Source organism: Streptomyces sp. CB01635, from assembly GCF_002803065.1.
GTDB lineage: Bacteria > Actinomycetota > Actinomycetes > Streptomycetales > Streptomycetaceae > Streptomyces.
In genome coordinates this window covers 36872-57558 of record NZ_NNBL01000042.1, presented here as the reverse complement: position 1 = coordinate 57558, position 20687 = coordinate 36872, and the positions used below count along the sequence as shown (strand labels likewise).

The following is a 20687-nucleotide window of genomic DNA, read 5'->3' as shown; positions in this document are numbered from 1 at the left end:
CCGAGACGCTGTTCATCATCGCGTCGAAGACGTTCACGACGATCGAGACGATCACCAACGCTTCCTCCGCGCGCAACTGGCTGCTCGACGCGCTCGGCGACGACTCCGCCGTCGCGAAGCACTTTGTCGCTCTGTCGACGAACGCCGAGAAGGTGGCCGACTTCGGCATCGACACGGCCAACATGTTCGAGTTCTGGGACTGGGTCGGCGGGCGTTACTCGTACGAGTCGGCCATCGGCCTCTCGCTGATGATCGCGATCGGTCCGGACGCCTTCCGCGAGATGCTCGACGGGTTCCACCTCGTCGACGAGCACTTCCGCACCGCTCCCGCCGAGGCGAACGCCCCTCTTCTGATGGGCCTGTTGGGCATCTGGTACGGCAACTTCCACGGCGCCCAGTCGCACGCGGTCCTGCCGTACTCGCACTACCTGTCCAAGTTCACCGCGTACCTCCAGCAGCTCGACATGGAGTCCAACGGCAAGTCCGTGGACCGCGAGGGCCGCCCGGTGGACTGGCAGACGGGCCCCGTCGTCTGGGGCACCCCCGGCACCAACGGGCAGCACGCCTACTACCAGCTCATCCACCAGGGCACGAAGCTCATCCCGGCCGACCTGATCGGCTTCGCCCGTCCGGTCGGCGAGCTCTCGGCTCAGCTGGCGGACCAGCACGACCTGTTGATGGCCAACCTGTTCGCACAGGGCCAGGCCCTCGCCTTCGGCAAGACCGCCGACGAGGTCCGAGCCGAAGGTGTCCCCGAGGCGCAGGTGCCCCACCGCACCTTCAAGGGCAACCACCCCACGACCACCGTCCTGGCGAAGGAACTCACCCCCTCCGTCCTGGGCCAGCTCATCGCCCTCTACGAGCACAAGGTGTTCGTCCAGGGCGCCGTCTGGAACATCGACTCCTTCGACCAGTGGGGCGTCGAACTCGGCAAGGTCCTCGCCAGGCGCGTCGAACCCGCCCTCACCCAAGGCGCCGACGTCCCCGGCCTCGATGCCTCCACCCAGGCGCTCGTCGCCACCTACCGCACGCTCCGGAAGAAGTGAAGACAGACATGACCGCGATACAGCTCGGACTCATCGGCCTCGGCAAGATGGGCGGCAACATGCGTGAGCGCATCCGCCGCGCCGGCCACACCGTCATCGGCTACGACCGCAACCCCGAGGTCTCCGACGTCGACTCCCTCGCCGAGCTCGTCGAGAAGCTCGAAGGCCCGCGCGTGGTCTGGGTGATGGTCCCCGCGGGCGCCGCCACCCAGTCGACGATCGACGAGCTGAAGGAGCTTCTCTCGCCCGGCGACATCGTCGTGGACGGCGGCAACTCCCGCTGGACCGACGACGAGAAGCACGCCGCCGAGCTCGCCACCAAGGGCATCGGCTTCGTCGACGCCGGTGTCTCCGGCGGCGTCTGGGGCCTGGAGAACGGCTACGCCCTCATGGTCGGCGGCGACAAGGAGCACATCGCCCGCGTCCAGCCCGTCTTCGACGCCCTCAAGCCCGAAGGCGACTTCGGCTACGTCCACGCCGGCAAGGTCGGCGCCGGGCACTTCTCCAAGATGGTTCACAACGGCATCGAGTACGCCATGATGCAGGCCTACGCCGAGGGCTGGGAGCTCCTGGAGAAGGTCGACTCCGTCACCGACGTGCGTGAGGTCTTCCGCTCCTGGCAGGAGGGCACGGTCATCCGTTCCTGGCTGCTCGACCTGGCGGTCAACGCGCTGGACGACGACGAGCACCTGGACAAGCTGCGCGGCTTCGCCGCCGACTCCGGTGAGGGCCGCTGGACGGTCGAGGCGGCCATCGACAACGCGGTGCCGCTGCCCGCGATCACCGCGTCCCTGTTCGCGCGCTTCGCCTCGCGCCAGGACGACTCGCCGCAGATGAAGATGATCGCGGCCCTGCGTAACCAGTTCGGCGGCCACGCCGTCGAGAAGAAGTAGTCAGAGGGAGACGACAGCCATGGGCGACCTCTTCCTGGTCCGCCACGGCGAGACGGAGTGGAGCCTGTCCGGACAGCACACCAGTTGGACGGACAAGCCCCTCACCCAGCAGGGCGAGGAACAGGCCAAGTCCCTCGCCCCGCTCCTCGCCGGACGTCCGTACGCGCTCGTCCTCACCAGCCCGCTCGGCCGCGCGGTCCGCACCGCGGACCTCGCGGGCCTGAGCGGGGCCAGGCCCGAACCGGATCTCCACGAGTGGCACTACGGCGCCTACGAAGGCGTCACCACCCGCGAGATCCACCGCACCCGCCCCGACTGGGACCTGTGGACCCAGGGCGTCCCGCAAGGGCCCGAAGACGGGCCCGGCGAGTCCCCGGGGGCCGTGGGGGAGCGGGCCGACCGCGTCCTGGCCCGCGTGGCGCCCGCGCTCGCGGAGGGCGATGTGGTCGTCGTGGCCCACGCCCACGTCCTGCGCGTGCTCACGGCCCGCCGCCTGGGCCTCGCCCCGGCGGACGGCCGCCTTTTCCAGCTGGCGACCGGGACGGTGAGCCGCCTGTCGACGGAGCACGGGCGACCGGTGATCGCGGAGTGGAACGTGCGGGCACCCGGACACGGGTGAGCCGAGTGAACGCGGGGTCTTGACAAGGGGATTGGTCCATACCAACTTGGTGGTCGCGCCTCGCGCGCCGCTGGTGTCCGGTCCAATCCCCTTGCCCCCACCGGGAGTTCGTGTGTTCTCCAGACGCAAGAGACGCTCCGCAAGACCCCGCCTCCTCGCCCTCATCGGATCCGCCGCACTCGCCGTGGCCGGCGCGGTCGCCCTCCCCACCACCGCTCAGGCCGCGAACGTACTGTCCAACGCGGGCTTCGAGAGCGGCAGCACGAGCCCGTGGACCTGCTCCGGCGGGCTCGGCTCGGTCGTTTCCAGCCCGGTCCACGGCGGCACCAAAGCCCTGTCGGGGGCGGCCGGTTCCAGCGACAACGCGAAGTGCAGCCAGACCGTCTCCGTCCAGCCGAACACCGCGTACACCCTCTCGGGCTGGGTGCGCGGCAACTACGTCTACCTCGGCGTGGACGGCGGGGCCTCGACCTGGACGCAGTCCCCGACGGCCTACAGTCAGCTCACGGTGCAGTTCACGACCGGCGCCTCCCAGACCAGCGCCACCATCTACACCCAGGGCTGGTACGCGCAGGGCACCTACTACGCCGACGACATCAGCCTCGACGGGCCCGGCGGCGGGGGCGGCGACACCCAGGCGCCCACCGTCCCGACGGCCCTGAAATCCACCGGCAAGACCTCGACGAGCGTCTCCCTGTCCTGGACCGGGGCGAGCGACAACGTCGGCGTCACCGGCTATGACATCTACAGCGGCGGCAGCAACAAGCTCCTGACGGTCTCCGGAACGAGCGCCACCGTCAGCGGCCTCTCCCCGAGTACCGCGTACGCCTTCACGGTCAAGGCCCACGACGCGGCCGGCAACGCCTCGGCCGCCTCCAACTCGGTCTCCGTGACGACCGATCAGGGCTCCGGCGGCGGCACCGGATTCAAGCAGGCGGCCCCGTACTTCTACACCGGCTGGGGTGACCCGCCGAGCCCGGCCACGGTCATGAACGCGACCGGCGTCAAGTGGTTCACGATGGCGTTCATTCTCTCCTCCGGCGGCTGCAACCCCGCATGGGACGGCCAGCGCGCCCTCACCGGCGGCCAGGACCAGACCGCGATCAACGCCATCCGCTCCGCGGGCGGCGACGTCGTCCCGTCCATCGGCGGCTGGAGCGGCAACAAGCTCGGCCCCAACTGCTCGACCCCCGAAGCCCTCGCGGGCGCCTACCAGAAGGTCATCGACGCGTACGGGCTCAAGGCCATCGACGTCGACATCGAGAACTCCGACGAGTTCGAGAACGAGGCCGTCCAGGACCGCATCCTGGGCGCCCTGAAGATCGTCAAGGCCAACAACCCGGGCCTGCGCACGATCCTCACCTTCGGCACCTCGACGACCGGACCGACGTACTACGGCAACCGCCTCATCGAGCAGTCCAAGGCCCTGAACGCGGACATCGACGTCTTCACGATCATGCCGTTCGACTTCGGCGGCGGTTCCGACATGTACGGCAACACCGTGAATGCCGCCGACGGCCTCAAGACCAAGCTCAAGTCGGTCTTCGGCTGGGACGACACGACGGCGTACGGGCACATCGGCATCTCCGGCATGAACGGCGTCAGCGACCAGCAGGAGACCACGACGCCGGCGATCTGGACCCAGGTCAAGGACTGGTCCAACAGCCACCACATCGCACGCCTCGCCTTCTGGTCGGTCAACCGCGACCGGCCGTGCGCGGGCGGGGGAGTGGCGGAGAACTGCTCCGGCATCAGCCAGGACAACTGGCAGTTCACGAAGATCACCGCCGGATTCACCGGCTGACCACGCGCGCACCGGACAGGCAGGCCCCCGGGATCTCCCGGGGGCCTTGCCGTTGCCCGAACACTCCGAACACTCCGATTGCTCTGGAGGCTCCGAAAGATCATCAACTCCGCTGTGGTCAAGAGGGCTTACGCGCGAGGCGCATCGAGCGTACAGTCCGGGCCACCTCGTTTAGTTACGTAACTTTACTGGCGCCTCCCTCCCGCGTGAGGAGCTCCTGTGAACGTGCCTCCATCCACGCCCGTCGTCCTCGCCCTAGATTTCGGCGGCACCAAGACGGCTCTGACCGTCGCAGACCAGCACGGCACCCGGTTGCACGACCTCACCGTCGAGACCGCGCCGGAGCACGGCGCACAGGCAGGCCTCAAAAGGGCCGTGGGCGCCGCCCGCTCCCTCCTCGACGGCCGCGAACCGGTCGCCGTCGGGGTGTCCACCATCGGCATCCCCGGCGCCGACGGGGTCGCCCTCGCCCCGAACATCCCCGGCTGGGAAGAGCTCGCCCTCGGGCGTGAACTCGCCCTGGAATTCCCGGATTCGGAGCTGCGCCTGGCCACCGACGTCAAGGCCGCGGCCCGCTACGAATGCGATGCCGGAGCGTTGAAGGGCTGCGACCCGGGCCTGTACGTCAACCTCGGCACCGGCCTCGCCGTCGCGATCGTGGCCGGCGGCACGGTCCTGACCGGACGGCACGGCGCGTCCGGCGAGATCGGCTACAACCTGCGGGCAGCCGCCGACGTCGGCCTGGCCTCCGGAGACCGGATCCCGCTGGAGGACGTCGTCAGCGGCAAGGCCCTCAGCCAGGCCGCGCAGGCGCAAGGATCTACCGAACTCGCCGGTCACATCGGAGAGTTCATCGACGAGCTGGCCTTCCACCTCGTCAACCTCGCCATTGCCGTCGATCCCGAGCGGATCGTCGTCGGCGGCGGCATGGTCCGCTCCTGGGAGGCGTTGCACGACAGGCTGCGCCACGCCCTGGACGCTGCCGTGCCCTATCCGCCCCAGCTCGTACCCGCAGCGCATCCGTACGACGCGCCCCTGCTCGGGGCACTCGCGCTGGCCGTCGAGGCCGCGCGCACCGGAACCTGACGCACCCGGCCCACGAAGGGACTGGCAGGACATGAGGCCCACGCGCATCCTCGCCGCAGCGGTCATCGGCGCGCTCGCCGTGACGGCGACGGCCTGTTCGGAGACCAAGCACAAAGGCGACTCCGACGGCAACAACGCCACACAGAGCAGCGGCCCGAAGAAGAAGGGCGGCACGGTCACCATCGCCAACACGGCGGGGCAGACCTGGACCTGCAACTTCAATCCGTTCAACCCGGCCGTCTACAACACGTCCATCGGCTTCGTCTACGAACCCCTGATCTACGTCAACACGCTCAAGGACGCGGCCGAGACGCCGATGCTCGCCAAGAGCTACAAGTGGAACGCCGACAAGACGCAGATCGACTTCACGGTCCGCTCCGGCGTGAAGTGGAACGACGGCAAGCCGTTCACCGCCAAGGACGTCGCGTTCACCTTCAACCTCATGAAGCGCGTCCCGTCCACCGACCTGTACGCGCTCTGGACCACGGCCGGACTCCAGTCGGCCACCGCCTCCGGTGACAAGGTCACCCTGAAGTTCGAGAAGGCGGCACAGCCCTACTTCTACGCCTTCGCCCACCAGGTCGCCATCGTGCCCGAGCACGTCTTCGGCACCGGCGCGGCCGCCGCCCACCCCGACACCTGGGTGGACAAGAAGCCCGTCGGCACCGGCCCCTTCGAGGTCAACCCCTGCTCGCCGAACAACATCCAGTACACGGCCAACCCCGGCTACTGGCAGCCGGGCAAGCCGTACATCCAGAAGGTCGAGTACCCGGCCTACCTCGACAACGGCCCCGCCAACCTCGACCTCGCCAACGGCAAGGCGCAGTGGGGGAGCCAGTTCATCCCGGGCATCAAGCAGTTCTACCTGGACAAGTCGGCCGACAACCACACCTGGTCGCCGCCCGTCCTGAACGTCAGCATCCACCCGAATCTCGACCCGTCCCACAAGATGACCAGCAACCTCAAGGTCCGCCAGGCGATCTCCCTCGCCATCGACCGGGACAAGGTCTCCAAGATCGGTGTCGGCGGCCAGGAACCGGCCGCGAACCAGTCGGGCATCGTGACACCGACGTTCGACAAGTACTACGACAAGGCGGCTGTGGAAAAGGCCGGCTTCGACAAGCCGGACCCGGCCCGCGCCAAGAAGCTTCTCGGCGAGCTCGGCTACTCCCCGTCCAAGCCGCTCAAGCTCAAGATCATCACGATCACCGGCTACACCGACTGGGACGCCTCGCTCAACGTCATCAAGCAGAACTTGAAGGCCGTCGGCATCGACCTCGCGGTCCAGGACCTCGCGCAGCAGACCATGATCGGCCACCTCTACACCGGCGACTACGACCTGGCCTACTACGCCCAGCAGACCAGCGGTCCCACCCCGTACTACGAGCTGCGCCAGATGCTGCACTCGGCCAACACCGCCCCGCTCGGCAAGAACGCCGCGAGCAACTGGGAGCGCTACAAGAACCCGAAGGTCGACCAGCTGCTCAACGACTACGCGTCGGCGAACGAGACGAAGCAGGTCGAGATCGTCAAGCAGGTCGCCCAGTACATGATCGACGACGTCCCGGTGATCCCGATCGTGGAGTCGGTGGACTGGTTCCAGTACAACACCAAGGACATCGCCGGCTGGCCCACCGAGGACAACCCCTACGCTCAGCCCGCGGCCTACAACTTCCCCGACACGGGCCAGGTGCTCACCCACCTGTACTCCAAGTCGGCCCAGTAGGCGGTGACTTGTGCGCTTCATACTGCGCCGCCTGGGGTTCTTCCTGCTGACGCTCTGGGCGGCCCTCACCCTGAACTTCTTCATCCCGCGCTTCATGCCGGGCGACCCCGTCGACGCGCTCGTCGTGCGTACCCGCGGCCGGGTGTCCCGGGACGCGCTCGAACAGATGCTGACGTCGTTCGGCTTCAAGCCCGACCAGAACGTGGCGGTCCAGTACTTCGACTATCTGGGCCACATGTTCACCGGCAACTGGGGCCGCTCCATCGGCCAGACGCTGGGCGAGCCGGTCACCAAGCTGATCGGCGGCGCCCTGCCCTGGACCCTCGGCCTCGTCGGCATCACCACGGTCCTCGCCTTCGTGCTCGGCACACTCATCGGCACGGTCTCGGGCTGGCGCCGCGGCGGCGCCCTCGACGCGGTCCTCCCGCCGATCTTCGTGATCACGTCGGCGCTGCCGTACTTCTGGGTGGGCCTGCTGCTGATCCTGGTCTTCTCGCAGGGCACCGGCGGCTGGCTCCCCGCCAACTTCAACTACGACACCTCGATCGTGCCCGGCTTCTCCCCGGGCTTCGTCGGGAGTGTGCTCTCCCACGCCGTACTCCCGGCGGCGACGCTGCTCATCACCACGATCGGCGGCTGGATCCTCACCATGCGCAACAACATGATCACGACCCTGGCCGAGGACTACGTCCGGATGGCCCGCGCGAAGGGCCTCGGCTCCCGCCGGATCATGTACGGCTACGCGGCCCGTAACGCGATCCTGCCCAACCTGGCCGGCTTCGCCATGTCACTCGGCTTCGTCATCTCGGGCGCGATCCTCATCGAGTACGTCTTCAACTACCCCGGGATCGGCTACCTCCTCTACAACGCCGTCCAGAACGTCGACTACCCGCTGATGCAGGCCCTGTTCATGCTGTTCACCGTCGCGGTGCTGGTGGCACTGCTGGCCGTGGACATCGCGACCGTGTGGCTCGATCCACGAGCCAGGGCGAAGGGGTGAGCGCCCGATGACCACCACCGCCATCACCGCCCCGCCGCCCGAGAAGGCCTCCGCCCGCACCCGGGCGGGAGGCGGCCTGTGGAGGGCGGTCCGCGGCAACCGCAAGGCCATGGCCGGTGCGGTGATCCTGCTGATCTTCACCGTCGTCGCCGCGTTCCCGGGCCTGTTCACCTCCGTCGACCACCCCGACGAGGCGAACTTCGCCCCGCGCCTCGACCCGTCCACCGCCCATCTCCTCGGCACGACGGCGCTCGGCCAGGACATCTACTCCCAACTCATCTACGGCACGCGGGAATCACTCGTCATCGCCGTCGTGGCCGGCGCGCTCGCCACCGTCCTCTCCGTGATCGTCGGCGTCTCCGCCGCGTACCTCGGAGGCATCGCCGACGACCTCCTGTCCCTGCTGACGAACGTCGTCCTCGTCATCCCCGCGTTCCCCCTGGTGATCATCCTCGCCAAGTACGCCGGCAAGGGCTCGCTCACCGTGATCCTCGCCGTCCTCGTCCTCACCGGCTGGTCCTACGGCGCCAACCAACTGCGCGCCCAGGCCCTGTCGTTGCGCAACCGGGACTTCCTGGAATCGGCCCGCGTGCGCGGCGAGCGACGCTCGTACATCATCGTCTTCGAAGTCCTGCCGACGATGACGTCCCTGATCGTCGCCAACTTCCTCGGTGCCGCGCTCTATTCGGTGCTGAGTGCGGCAGGCCTGCAGTTCCTCGGCCTCGGCGACCCGAACTCGCAGAGCTGGGGCACGATGCTCTACTGGGCCCAGAACCAGCAGGCCCTGCAGACCGGCACCCCGCTGTGGTCCATCGCCCCCGGCCTCTGCGTCGCCCTGCTCGGCGTCGCGTTCGCCCTCGTCAACTACGCCTTCGACGAGATCGGCAACCCGGCCCTGCGTCCCGTACGAAGGAGGCGCAAAGGTGCCTGAACCCCTGCTGAGTGTCACCGACCTGACCGTCGTCTACGACACCGCGCGCGGCCCTGTCACAGCCGTCGACCACGTCGAACTCATCGTGGAGAAAGGGCAGTTCACTGCCGTCGTCGGTGAATCCGGCTGCGGCAAGTCCACCCTGATGTTCGCCGTCGCGCGGCTGCTCAACCCGCCCGCCCGCATCGCCGGCGGCGCTGTCCGCTTCCGCGGCGAGAACCTCGTCACCCTCGGCGAACGCGAACTCAACGCCCTGCGCTGGCGCGACTACTCCGTCGTCCTGCAGTCCGCCATGAACGCCCTGAACCCCGTGGCCACCCTCGCCGCCCAGTACAAGGACGCCATGGCGGCGCACGGCACCTACACCAACGAGGAGATCCGCGCCCGCTCCACCGAGGTCCTCGACCTCGTCGGCATCGACCCGGTCCATCTGCACAGCTACCCGCACCAGCTGTCCGGCGGCATGCGCCAGCGCGCCATGATCGCCATGGCGCTGCTGCTCACCCCGGACCTGGTCATCATGGACGAACCGACCTCGGCGCTCGACGTCGTCGCCCAGCGCTCTCTCATGGTCCAGATCAAGGAACTCCAGCAACTCCTCGGCTTCGCCGTTGTGTTCGTCACCCACGACATGTCCCTCGTCAGCCACTTCTCCGACCAGCTCCTCGTCATGTACGCGGGCCAGGTCGTCGAGCAGGGGCCCACCCGCACCGTCTTCGACCACCCCTCCCACCCCTACAGCCGCGGGCTCCTCGAAGCGTTCCCCTCGATCCGCGGCCCCCGCGTCCCCCTGAAGGGCATCCCCGGCAGCCCGCCCGACCTCGCCGCACCGCCCGCGGGCTGCCGCTTCACCCCGCGCTGCCCCCTCGTCCACGAGCAGTGCCACGACACCGAGCCCGCCCTGTACGAAGTCGGCACGGCCCGCTCCCGCTGCCTGCTGCACCTCACGGAGGCCGTCTCATGAGCCCTCTGCTCGAAACGATCGGCCTCACCCGCCACTTCAAGGTCGGCACCGGGCTCACCCGCCGCGTCCTGCACGCCGTCGACGACGTCGACCTCACCATCGGCGCACGCGAGATCGTCGCCCTCGTCGGCGAGAGCGGCAGCGGCAAGTCCACACTCGCCCGCCTCGTAGCCCAGGTCCACAGGCCCACCAGCGGCGAAATCCGGTACGAGGGGCAGCCGCTGACCGCCCAGCGCGGCCGCAAGGCGAAGCTCGCGTACCGCGGCGACGTCCCCATGGTCTTCCAGGACCCCTTCGCCTCCCTCAACCCCGCCTACCGCGTCTCCCACGGCATCCTGCGGGGTCTCAAGCTGCACCGCCCCGAACTGAGCGGCGCCGAGCGCCAGGCAGAAACAGAGCGCGTCGTCGAAGCGGTCGGCCTCACCCCTGCCGCGGACGTCCTGGCCCGCTTCCCGTACGAACTCTCCGGCGGCCAGCGCCAGCGCATCGGCTTCGCCCAGGCCCTCGCCCACCGCCCCAAACTGATCCTCGCCGACGAACCCGTCTCCATGCTCGACGTCTCCATCCGCATCGGCCTGCTCAACGTCATGGCCGACCTGCGCGAGACCGAGGGCGTCTCCATCCTCTACATCACCCACGACATCGCCGGCGCCCGCTACCTCTCCGACCGGATCGCCGTCATGTACGGCGGCCACGTCGTCGAGACCGGCCCCACGGAGGACGTCCTCGCCCACCCCCGCCACCCCTACACCGAGTTGCTCCTGTCCGCCGTCCCCGACCCGCGCGCCCCCCTCGACGTCGACGCGGCCGCCGCCAAGACCGACCCGCCCGTCGTCATCGACCCCACCCCCAGCTGTCGCTTCCGCACCCGCTGCCCGCTCGCCGTCGACGAGTGCCACCACGTCACCCCGCGTCTGCAGCCGGTCGGCGGGGGTCACACGGCGGCCTGCCACGTCACCGCCCCGCCCGAGGGCGCCCAGTGACCACACCCCCCTGGAACCGCCTGCGCCTGCGCAGCAACAACGAATGGCTGCTCCTCGAACGCCTGCGGCTCGAAGGCCCCGCCTCCCGCGCCCAACTCGCCCGCGACAGCGGCCTGTCCAAGCCCACCGTCTCCTCCGCCCTCGCCGCGCTGGAACGCGCCGGCCTGGTCCGCGAGGCCGGCACCCACGCCCAGAGCCGGGGACGCGTCGCCGTCCTCTACGAACCCGACCCGCGCGCCGGACACGTCCTCGGCATCGACATCGGCCGCGCCCGCCTGCGCACGGCGGTGGCCGACCTGACGGGCGCGATCGTCTCCCGTACGGAGGTACGCAACCGCGGCCGCAGCGCGGGAGCGGTCGCCGACGCCGCCGTCACCTGCGCCGAACAGGCCCTCGCGGACGCCGGGCTGAGCCAGGCCGACATCGTGCACACCGCCGTGGGCACCCCCGGAGTCTTCGACCGCCACACCGGCCGGGTCCGCTACGCCGTCAACCTGCCCGGCTGGGGCCGCCCCGGCCTCATCGAGCGCATGCGCGACCGCCTCGGCACCCCGCTCTCCGTCCACAACGACGCCAACCTCGCCGCGCTCGGCGAGTACACCTTCGGCGCGGGCGCCGAAAGCCACCTCTTCGTCTACGTCCTGATCGGCACCGGCCTCGGCATGGGCGTCGTCGCCGACGGAGAGCTCTTCCTCGGCGCACACGGCGCCGCGGGCGAGATCGGCTTCCTGCCACTGGACGGCGTACCGGCGTCGGGGGCGGCACCCCGGCGCGGCATGCTGGAGGACGCGGTCTCCGCCGACGCCGTCGTCCGCGCCGCCCGCACCCTGGGCATGACCGGCCCGCTCACCGCCAAGCGCGTCTTCGACGCCGCCCGCACCGGCGACACCGCCGCCCTCGCCGCCGTACGCCAGGAAGGCGAGCGCCTCGCCCTCGCCGTCGCCTCCGTGACCGCCGTCCTCGACCCCGATCTGGTGGTCCTCGGCGGTGGCGTCGGCCGGGGCGCGGACCTCCTGCTCGCCACGGTCGGCGAGACCCTGCACCGCCTCACCCCGCTGCGCCCCCGCGTCGAACCCAGCAGGACAGGAGCGGACGCGGTGCTTCTCGGAGCGATCACCACGGCCCTGCGCGCGGCCCGCCCGCTGCTCTTCGATCGCCTGACGGGGAGAGGGCCGGGGAGAGGACCCGCGAGAGTTCCGGAAACGCAAAAGACCCCAGGTGAACTGGGGTCTCAGCTGGTGTCCGAGGGGGGACTTGAACCCCCACGCCCGATAAAGGGCACTAGCACCTCAAGCTAGCGCGTCTGCCATTCCGCCACCCGGACAAGGTGTCTGTCTTCGCGGGGTGTTCCCCGCGGCGACAGAGAGAACATTACCAGGCCCGAAGGGGTGCCAGATCCCGCCACCCGTCCGCTGTGAACGGCGGATGACGACCCCCGCCCGCCCTTGGGCCGCGGCCCCCGGAGAGAGAGGATGAGGGGGACCACCAGCAACGACAGTGGGAGGAACAGGCGTGAGCGAGTCGAGCACGGGCAGGACGGTCTCGGGCGAGGACGAGGTCGTCGACCTCTGTCGTGAGCTGATCCAGATCGACACCAGCAACTACGGCGACCACTCCGGTCCCGGCGAGCGCAAGGCCGCCGAGTACGTGGCGGAGAAGCTCGCCGAGGTGGGCCTCGAGCCCAAGATCTTCGAGTCGCACCCGGGCCGGGCCTCGACGGTCGCCCGCATCCAGGGCGAGGACCCCTCGCGGCCCGCGCTCCTGATCCACGGCCACACCGACGTCGTACCGGCCAACGCGGCGGACTGGACCCACCACCCGTTCTCCGGCGAGATCGCCGACGGGTGCGTCTGGGGCCGCGGCGCCGTCGACATGAAGGACATGGACGCGATGACCCTCGCGGTCGTCCGCGACCGGCTGCGCAGCGGCCGCAAGCCCCCGCGCGACATCGTCCTGGCCTTCCTCGCCGACGAGGAAGCGGGCGGCACGTACGGCGCGCGGCACCTCGTCGACAAGCACCCGGACCTCTTCGAGGGGTGCACGGAGGCGATCAGCGAGGTCGGCGGGTTCTCCTTCACCGTCAACGAGAAGCTGCGGCTCTACCTCGTCGAGACGGCCCAGAAGGGCATGCACTGGATGAAGCTGACCGTGGACGGCACGGCCGGCCACGGTTCGATGATCCACAAGGACAACGCGATCACCGAGCTGTCCGAGGCCGTCGGTCGTCTGGGGCGCCACAAGTTCCCGGTGCGGGTCACCAAGACGCTGCGGCACTTCCTCGACGAGCTCGGCGACGCGCTCGGCACCGAGCTCGACCCGGAGAACATGGACGAGACGCTCGCCAAGCTCGGCGGCATCGCCAAGCTGATCGGCGCCTCGCTGCAGAACACCGCCAACCCGACCCAGCTCGGCGCCGGCTACAAGGTGAACGTGATCCCCGGGCAGGCCACCGCGCACATCGACGGCCGCTATCTGCCGGGCTACGAGGAGGAGTTCCTCGCCGACCTCGACCGCATCCTCGGCCCGAACGTCCAGCGCGAGGACGTGCACGCGGACAAGGCCCTGGAGACCACCTTCGACGGCGCGCTCGTCGACGCCATGCAGACGGCGCTCCAGGCCGAGGACCCGATCGCCCGCGCGGTGCCGTACATGCTCTCCGCCGGCACCGACGCCAAGTCCTTCGACGACCTCGGCATCCGCGGGTTCGGCTTCGCTCCGCTGAAGCTGCCGCCGGAACTGGACTTCGCGGGCATGTTCCACGGCGTTGACGAGCGAGTTCCGGTCGACGGACTCAAGTTCGGCGTGCGCGTGCTCGACCGGTTCATCGACGCGTCCTGACCCGAGGGGCCCGCGCGGCCGGATATTCGGCCGCGCGTGCGTACCGGACTGAGAAGAGTGAAAGGAAACATAGGCTCGTAGCCTCATCAGTCCCTCCTCGTTACAGGGGGTGCAGTCCGCGGCTGGGACTGCATTGCCAACAAGGAGGAATAATGATCAAGAAGGTCGTCGCTGCTGCGGCTGCCACTGGTGGTCTCGTGCTCGCTGGTGCGGGCATCGCCGCTGCCGACGCCGGGGCTCAGGGTGCCGCCGTGAAGTCTCCCGGTGTCATCTCGGGCAACGTCATCCAGGTTCCGGTCCACATCCCGGTGAACGCCTGTGGCAACACGGTGTCCGTGATCGGGCTGCTGAACCCCGCCTTCGGCAACGCCTGCGTCAACAAGTGACGTCGTTGTGCATCGCCCCGTGAGGGCCTGAGTCCATCGGCCCCGGAGTGCGCGCCATGCGCTCCGGGGCCGCTTGGTCATTCCGCGCACGTGTATGGATGCCCGTGCGCATTCTGCAAGGCATAAGGCAGGTTAAAGCTATGCGACAGGTCACGCGCAAAGGCCTGATCACCGTGGCGGCCGCGACCGGCGTACTCGCCGTGTCCGGGGGCTACGCACACGCAGACTCCGGTGCCGAGGGAGGCTCGTCGGGATCGCCCGGCGTCCTCTCCGGCAACACGATCCAGCTCCCTGTGGACGTCCCGGTCAACGCGTGTGGCAACACCGTGAACGTCGTCGGGCTGCTCAACCCCGCGGCGGGCAACGACTGTGCCAACACGTCGAAGCCGGGAGGCGGCCACCCCGGTGGGAGCCATCACGGCGGCGGCGCCACGGCCGAGGGGGGCACGAGCGATTCGCCCGGTGTCGGCTCCGGCAACCATGTGCAGGTCCCGGTCCATGTGCCGGTCAACGCCTGTGGCAACGGCGTCTCGGTCATCGGGCTGCTCAACCCCGCGGGGGGCAACGACTGCGCGAACTCGCCGGGAGGCGACAAGCCGACGACCCCGCCGACCAAGCCGCCGACGCAGCCGGAGCCGAACACGCCCGCGCCGCCGAAGCCGGTGACCCCCAGCACCCCGAACCACCCGGGGACGCAGACCGTCACCCAGCCCGAGGGTTCGGAGCAGCTCGCCGAGACCGGCAGCTCGATGCCGCTGGGAACGGTCCTGCCGGCCGGTGCGGGCGCCCTGCTCGCGGGCGCGCTCCTCTACCGGCGGGCGCGGGCAGGCGTGTGACCGCCGTGTGACGCGGCGTGACCGAGCAGGTGCGGAACGGAGCGGGCCCAGCAGGACGGGGCCCGCTCCGCTCACTCACCACGTGGCGCGAAGCTGGCGGATGATCCGCCGGCGCAACCGCACCCTGCGGCTGCCGTCGCGCAACAGGCTCAGGCGGTCCAACTCCCAGTGTCCGTACTCGGCATGGTCGGTCAGCAGGCGTGTGGCGTCCTTGCGGGAGACCCCGCGCGGGACGTACACGTCGACAAATTCGTATTCCGGCATCGCATCTATTGTGCGGGCACGGGCCGTGTACGGATAGCGTCTGCACTATGTCTGATGCTGCGCAGCCCACCGCTGCCGAGGTACGCGCCGCCGCCGAGGCGGTCAAGGCTGCGCTCGACCGCCACCTGGCGGCTGTCGAGCGCAGGTCGGGTGAGGACGATCCGGCCGTCTACGAAGCGTTCAACGAACTGGCCGCGGCGGCCGAGGAGTACGACGAGCTCCTCTACGACCGCTACGACGAGGTCACCCCCTTCGAGATTCCCGGTACGGAGGACTCGCTGCCCCCGTACACCGGCCCCGAGGAACCGAACGCCCTGAGCGTGCTCATCCGCCGCGACTACGCCGTGGTGGAGCCGCAGCGCCTGCTCGCGCAGGCCCAGCGGGTCGCCGACGTGGAGGCCGACTCGGATCTCGTCGACGGGGCCGCGGCGGCCGTCGGGACCATCGGGAACAGCGTGCACGCTGCTCTCGGTGTCCTCTTCGGAGAGTTCGAACCCGACGAAATCGCCTCCCGGCACAAGGAGTTCGGCCTGGAGGAGGGCGACTCGACACTGTGGGTGACGGCCTCGGACGAACCGGCTGAGCCGGGGGAGTGGCTGGACGCGCCGTTCGACCAGGCCGATCCGCAGCGGGTCGTCTGCCGCTTCGACGTGAGCTCCGTCTTCGACGACGAGCTGGACGGCGACCTCGCGGACGACGGGCCCGGCGCGGTCGCGGGCGCGACGGAGGACGAGCTGGAACCGACCTGACGCGGTCCGTCCACGCGGGCCGGTGACGGTGTGAGCGAGTGAGCGGGAGGGGCGGGCGGACATCGGTCCGCCCGCCCCTCCCGCTTGCCGCTGTGTGCCTACTGTGCCGTGGGGACCTGCGCGCGCAGCAGGGTCTGCAGACGCGTCGTACGTGGCTTGGCCGGGACCTCGGCCACGGCGATCGGCAGGGCCGCGTCGGCGCCGTGCACCACCGAGAGATGCCGCTCACCGCGGCCGAACGCCGTGTACACCCACGGGCGGCTCAGGGCCTGCGTCGCGTCGCCCGGCAGTACGACCACCGCCGCGGGCCACCGCAGGCCCACCGCCTGGTGCGCGGTCAGCGCCCACCCGTGCCGCACGGTCCGCTCCACCGCGTCCTGCGGCACGACGACCGGGGTCCCGGCGCAGTCCAGGTGCAGGCCCTGAGCGTCGGCCCGCACGACCCGGCCGGGCACGGTACGGCCCGGGGCCGGTGCGTACGCGACCCGGTCGTCCGGGTCGAAGCCGCCGAAGCGGCCGGGGCCGGGGTTGAGGCGCTCCTTGAGGGCCGCGTTCAGCGCGCGCGTCCCGGCGGCGCCCCCGTGGCCCGGGGTGATGACCTGGGTCTGTTCGGAGGGCACACCGATCGCGCGCGGCACCGAGTCGGCGACCAGCTGTACGGCACGGTGGATCGCCTCGGCGGCGTCGCGCACCGGCACGATCACCACCTCCTTGCCGGGGGCCTCCACCTGGTTCAGCTCGCCCACGCCGATGCCGGAGACCAGCTCGCCGACCGGGCCGGGGTCCGGGGTGCGGGAGGCGATCTGAGGGCACACGCGGGCCGCGAGGAGGTCCGCGAAGACCCGGCCGGGGCCCGCGGACCACAGGACGGACGGGTCGCCGCTGAGGACGAGCCGCGCGCCGTCCGGGAGCGACTCGGCGAGCATCGCGGCCGTCTCCACGTCCAGCTGCGGCGCGTCCAGGACGACCAGGAGGTCCACCGCGAGCGCGCCGTCCCGGTCCCGGCCCGGGCCCTCGGCGCCGGACAGCAGGCCGGACACGGTGACCGCCGTGCCCTCCGGGGCGCCGGGGCCGAAGTGCTCGGCGAGGCGGCGCCGCCCGTCGACGGTGTGCGCCGCGGCGCACACGCGCAGGCCGAGGCGGGCCGCGGCCTGGACGAGTGCGGCGGGTTCGGCGCGGGCCGCCTCGGCGCCCGTGTGCAGCACGAGGCCGTGTCCGGCGGACGCCCTGATCAGCTCGGCGGTGGAACCGGACGCGGCCGCAGCGGCAGGCTCCCAGTCCGCGAGGGCCTGTGAACTGTCTTCCTTGGAGAGGGAGTTGACCAGCCGGGCGAGTCCGTCGGCGAGGCTCTCCTCGGCGAGCGCGTACCGCTCGAGGCCGACGAGCACCCGGACCGGCCGCTCGGCTTCCTCACCGTCCTCATGGCCGTCATCCGAGCCGTCCTCGGCCCCGTCCTCCGCGGCGGTCTTCCGGGCGCTCTCCGGGGCGCTGGCCGGACCGCCGGGCGGCTCTTCCAGCGCGTCCTGGAATACGAGCGCGTCGCCCTCCGCGATGGCGCTCTGCACCGCCTCGTCCGGATCGGGCACGGCGCGCTTGCCCAGCGCCTGGGCGAGCAGCGGCGCGTCCAGGGCGGTGTGCCCCGCGACCGCGGCCTGTTCCAGCAGCCATACGGTGACGGCGCGGCCCCTGCGCTCGTCGTCGGGGCCGCACTCGGCGCCGAGCAGCGCGCGGGCGAAGCCGTCCGCCTGCTCGGGGCGCACGCCAGGGATCCGCAGAAGCTGCCAGGGGTCGTCCCGGAGCACGCTGTCCGCGCCCTCGCCGAGCGTCGCGGCGGCGGGAGCGGCGAGCGAGACGGGGGCGCCGCCCTCGGTCAGGACGGCCCGCACGGCGTCGACGGCCGCCACGGCCGGTTCGGCAGGCCCCGCGGGCGCGGCGGCCGGCGCACGGCGGACGGGCTCGGCGACGATCTTGCGGGGAGCCGGATCCGGCTCGCTGAACACGGCGGCGGGCCGCTCACCGCTCTCGACGGCCCGGACCGCGGCGAGGAGATCGGCGGCCGTACCGCTCAGCTTCCCCCCGGCCGCGATGGGCCCTTCCTTGGCCGCCTTCCGCTGGGCGATCCGCTCCTGCAACTCACGCTGCGCGGCGATCTCGGCGGCGGCCTCGGACGCGCCTTCGTCTTTGCCTTCGGCGGTGGCTCCGTCCTGATCCGCGGCGGCGCCGGAGCCTTCGTCCGGCTCGTCCGGACCAGGTGTGCCGGCCCCTTCCTCGGGGCCGGTCTCCTCGGGGCCGGTGGCCTCCGCGCCTTGCCCGGCGCGGGGCGCGTCGGTGTCGGCCGGGCCCGGGTGGCCCTCCGCGGCAGCGGGCTCCGTACTCACAGCGTGCTCCAGTCCTGATCGGGATATCGGTGCACGGGCGTCGACACGTCGTCGAGCGCCTGGCAGATCTCGTCAGGAAGACTAAGGGCCTCCACTGACAATGCCGCCGTGAGCTGCTGCGAGTTGCGCGCGCCGATGATGGGGGCGGCCACGCCCGGCCGGTCGCGGACCCATGCGAGGGCGACCTGGAGCGGCGTCACCGCGAGGCCGTCCGCCGCCGTGATGACCGCGTCGACGATGCGGGTCGCGGCGTCGTCGAGGTACGGCGCGACGAAGGGTGCCATGTGGTCGGACGCGCCCCGCGAGTCGGCGGGCGTGGCCTTGCGGTACTTGCCCGTGAGAACCCCGCGGCCGAGCGGCGACGACGGGAGCAGGCCGATGCCGAGGTCGAGCGCGGCCGGCAGCACTTCCCGTTCGACCCCGCGCTGGAGCAGCGAGTACTCCATCTGCGTACTGGCGAGCCGGGTGCGTATCCCCGGTGCGGCGAGCTGCCACGTGCCGGCCTTGGCCAGCTGCCAGCCGCAGAAGTTGGAGACGCCTGCGTACCGGGCGCGGCCGCTGCTCACGGCGATGTCGAGGGCCTGGAGCGTCTCGTCGAGCGGGGTGGCCGTGTCGAAGGCGTGGACCTGCCACAGGTCGACGTAGTCCGTGCCGAGGCGGGCGAGGGACGCGTCGAGGGCGGCGAGGAGATGTCCGCGAGAGCCGTCGAAGCGGCGGTCCGGGTCGGGCACGCTGCCCGCCTTCGTCGAGATGACCAGATCGCGCCGCGGCACGAGGCCCTCGACGAGCTGCCCGAGGAGATACTCGGCCTCCCCGCCCCCGTAGACATCGGCCGTGTCGACGAGTGTGCCGCCCGCTTCCCAGAAGGTCTTCAACAGGTCCGCGGCGTCGTGCTCGTCGGTGTCGCGGCCCCATGTGAGGGTGCCGAGCCCGATCCGGGACACTCGCAGGCCGGTGCGGCCGAGATGCCTCTGCTCCATGGGCGCTGAGATTACTGGCCGGAAGTCGGTTATTGGGGGCCTGTGGACAACCGGCCTGCGCCGACCGCCGAACCGGCGCGCTAGGGTGCCCGGACAAAGGACGTTACTGAGCAGTAAGGGGATCGGCCATGGAGCTCGGCATCAACCTCGGCTACTGGGGCGCCGGAATGGACGCGGACAACCTGGCCGTCGCGCGGGAGGCCGACAAGCTCGGCTACGCCGTCTGCTGGGCCGCGGAGGCCTACGGCTCGGACGCGCCCACGGTGCTCTCCTACGTCGCCGCGCAGACCGAGCGCATCGACATCGGCTCCGCGATCATGCAGATCCCCGCCCGCCAGCCCGCGATGACCGCGATGACGGCCGCGACCCTCGACTCCCTGTCCGGCGGCCGCTTCCGCCTCGGCCTCGGCGTCTCGGGCCCGCAGGTCTCCGAGGGCTGGTACGGCGTGAAGTTCGACAAGCCGCTCGCCCGCACCCGCGAGTACGTCGAGATCGTGCGCCGCGCGATGAGCCGCGAGCGGCTGTCGTACGAGGGCGAGCACTGGACGCTGCCGCTGCCGGGCGGCCCGGGCAAGCCGCTCAAGCTGACCGTGCACCCCGAGCGCGAGCACATCCCGCTCTACATCGCGGCGATCGGCCCGAAGAACCTGGAGCAGACCGGCGAGATCGCCGACGGCGCCCTGCTGATCTTCCCGGCCGCCGAGCACCTGGAGGAGACCGCCCTGACGCACCTGCGGGCGGGGCGCGAGAAGGCAGGCAAGACGCTGGAGGGCTTCGACGTCGTCCCGACGCTGCCCCTCGCGCTCGGCGCCGACAAGGACGTGCCGGCGCTCGCCGACATGTTCCGCCCGTACACCGCCCTGTACGTCGGCGGCATGGGCAGCCGGAAGCAGAACTTCTACAACCAGCTCGCCCAGCGCATGGGCTACGAGAAGGAAGCCGCCGAGATCCAGGACAAGTACCTGGGCGGTGACAAGGAGGGTGCGGGGGCCGCGGTGCCGCATCAGCTCATCGACTCGACGACGCTGCTCGGCTCCGTGGAGCGGATCGCCGAGCGGATGCAGGCCTACGCGGCTGCCGGGGTGACGACGCTGACGCTGGCCCCCGCCGGCTTCACGCTCGACGAGCGGATCGCGGCCCTGCGGGCCGGCACCGAGGCCCTGGAGCGGGCCGGACTGGCGTAACCGCGGGGGAGGAAAGTTCT

The 20687-nt window shown here is 70.7% G+C and carries 18 protein-coding genes, 1 tRNA gene and 1 pseudogene; 16 read left to right on the top strand and 4 right to left on the bottom strand.

All coding sequences use genetic code 11. The annotated features are described in order from the left end of the window. The 11 genes and pseudogenes from pgi to CG723_RS43390 all read left to right on the top strand — a co-directional run. Nucleotides 1–1046, top strand: a 1046-nt coding sequence (pgi, locus tag CG723_RS43440) for a glucose-6-phosphate isomerase (RefSeq protein WP_100599082.1), incomplete at its 5' end; no start/stop codon positions are given. A 17-nt stretch (nt 1047–1063) separates the two neighbouring features. Then, complete coding sequence (gene gnd / locus CG723_RS43435; RefSeq protein WP_100599087.1) at nt 1064–1939, top strand: phosphogluconate dehydrogenase (NAD(+)-dependent, decarboxylating); 876 nt, start codon at nt 1064–1066, stop codon at nt 1937–1939. 19 nt (nt 1940–1958) lie between these two features. After that, nucleotides 1959–2558 carry a histidine phosphatase family protein gene (locus CG723_RS43430; RefSeq protein WP_100599081.1) on the top strand — a complete coding sequence of 200 codons (600 nt, stop codon included), beginning with the start codon at nt 1959–1961 and terminating at the stop codon, nt 2556–2558. Between the two features lie 112 nt (nt 2559–2670). After that, nucleotides 2671–4362 (top strand): carbohydrate binding domain-containing protein, encoded by a 1692-nt coding sequence (locus CG723_RS43425; protein WP_100599080.1) that lies wholly within the window; start codon nt 2671–2673, stop codon nt 4360–4362. Between the two features lie 219 nt (nt 4363–4581). Further along, nucleotides 4582–5448, top strand: a complete 867-nt coding sequence (locus CG723_RS43420; RefSeq protein WP_199842117.1) for an ROK family protein — start codon at nt 4582–4584, stop codon at nt 5446–5448. Between the two features lie 31 nt (nt 5449–5479). Beyond that, on the top strand, nt 5480–7174 hold the full coding sequence (locus CG723_RS43415; protein WP_234374840.1) for an ABC transporter substrate-binding protein: 1695 nt from the start codon (nt 5480–5482) through the stop codon (nt 7172–7174). Nucleotides 7175–7184: 10 nt separating this feature from the next. Next, entirely contained in the window at nt 7185–8174 is a 990-nt protein-coding gene (locus CG723_RS43410; RefSeq protein ID WP_100599079.1) for an ABC transporter permease, read from the top strand. Nucleotides 8175–8181: 7 nt separating this feature from the next. After that, the gene (locus tag CG723_RS43405) at nt 8182–9105 is read left to right on the top strand and encodes an ABC transporter permease (RefSeq protein ID WP_100599078.1); all 924 of its coding nucleotides are present in this window, start codon (nt 8182–8184) and stop codon (nt 9103–9105) included. Then, nucleotides 9098–10069, top strand: coding sequence for an ABC transporter ATP-binding protein (locus CG723_RS43400; protein ID WP_100599077.1), 972 nt, complete (start codon nt 9098–9100; stop codon nt 10067–10069). Before CG723_RS43405 ends, CG723_RS43400 begins: the two co-directional genes overlap by 8 nt. Then, nucleotides 10066–11052, top strand: a complete 987-nt coding sequence (locus CG723_RS43395) for an ABC transporter ATP-binding protein (protein ID WP_100599076.1) — start codon at nt 10066–10068, stop codon at nt 11050–11052. Before CG723_RS43400 ends, CG723_RS43395 begins: the two co-directional genes overlap by 4 nt. Then, nucleotides 11049–12209, top strand: a pseudogene (locus CG723_RS43390) (ROK family protein); the annotation flags it as partial. The gene CG723_RS43395 and the pseudogene CG723_RS43390, both read left to right, overlap by 4 nt. A 79-nt stretch (nt 12210–12288) precedes the next feature. Here the strand turns inward: CG723_RS43390 and CG723_RS43385 are convergent. Then, nucleotides 12289–12376 (bottom strand) — tRNA-Leu (locus tag CG723_RS43385). A gap of 188 nt (nt 12377–12564) precedes the next feature. On the opposite strand from CG723_RS43385, the gene CG723_RS43380 reads away from it, so the two are divergent. The 3 genes from CG723_RS43380 to CG723_RS49090 all read left to right on the top strand — a co-directional run bounded on the left by CG723_RS43380 (nt 12565) and on the right by CG723_RS49090 (nt 15112). Then, the gene (locus tag CG723_RS43380) at nt 12565–13890 is read left to right on the top strand and encodes a M20/M25/M40 family metallo-hydrolase (protein WP_199842116.1); all 1326 of its coding nucleotides are present in this window, start codon (nt 12565–12567) and stop codon (nt 13888–13890) included. 152 nt (nt 13891–14042) lie between these two features. Continuing rightward, nucleotides 14043–14276, top strand: coding sequence for a chaplin (locus CG723_RS43375; RefSeq protein ID WP_100599074.1), 234 nt, complete (start codon nt 14043–14045; stop codon nt 14274–14276). A gap of 140 nt (nt 14277–14416) precedes the next feature. Then, entirely contained in the window at nt 14417–15112 is a 696-nt protein-coding gene (locus CG723_RS49090) for a chaplin (protein ID WP_100599073.1), read from the top strand. A 75-nt stretch (nt 15113–15187) separates the two neighbouring features. On the opposite strand, the gene CG723_RS43365 is transcribed toward CG723_RS49090, so the two are convergent. Continuing rightward, the gene (locus CG723_RS43365; protein WP_067429589.1) at nt 15188–15376 is read right to left on the bottom strand and encodes a DUF5703 family protein; all 189 of its coding nucleotides are present in this window, start codon (nt 15374–15376) and stop codon (nt 15188–15190) included. A gap of 47 nt (nt 15377–15423) precedes the next feature. Here CG723_RS43365 and CG723_RS43360 point away from each other — a divergent pair, with 47 nt between their 5' ends. After that, a complete protein-coding gene (locus CG723_RS43360; protein ID WP_100599072.1) occupies nt 15424–16125 on the top strand; it encodes a hypothetical protein in 702 nt (233 codons plus the stop codon). 98 nt (nt 16126–16223) lie between these two features. Here the strand turns inward: CG723_RS43360 and CG723_RS43355 are convergent, their stop codons facing one another. Next, entirely contained in the window at nt 16224–18503 is a 2280-nt protein-coding gene (locus tag CG723_RS43355) for an ATP-dependent DNA helicase (protein WP_234374839.1), read from the bottom strand. After that, the gene (locus CG723_RS43350; RefSeq protein ID WP_100599070.1) at nt 18500–19483 is read right to left on the bottom strand and encodes an aldo/keto reductase; all 984 of its coding nucleotides are present in this window, start codon (nt 19481–19483) and stop codon (nt 18500–18502) included. Before CG723_RS43350 ends, CG723_RS43355 begins: the two co-directional genes overlap by 4 nt. A 128-nt stretch (nt 19484–19611) precedes the next feature. Here CG723_RS43350 and CG723_RS43345 point away from each other — a divergent pair, with 128 nt between their 5' ends. Next, the gene (locus CG723_RS43345; protein ID WP_100599069.1) at nt 19612–20667 is read left to right on the top strand and encodes an LLM class F420-dependent oxidoreductase; all 1056 of its coding nucleotides are present in this window, start codon (nt 19612–19614) and stop codon (nt 20665–20667) included. Nucleotides 20668–20687: the final 20 nt, after the last annotated feature.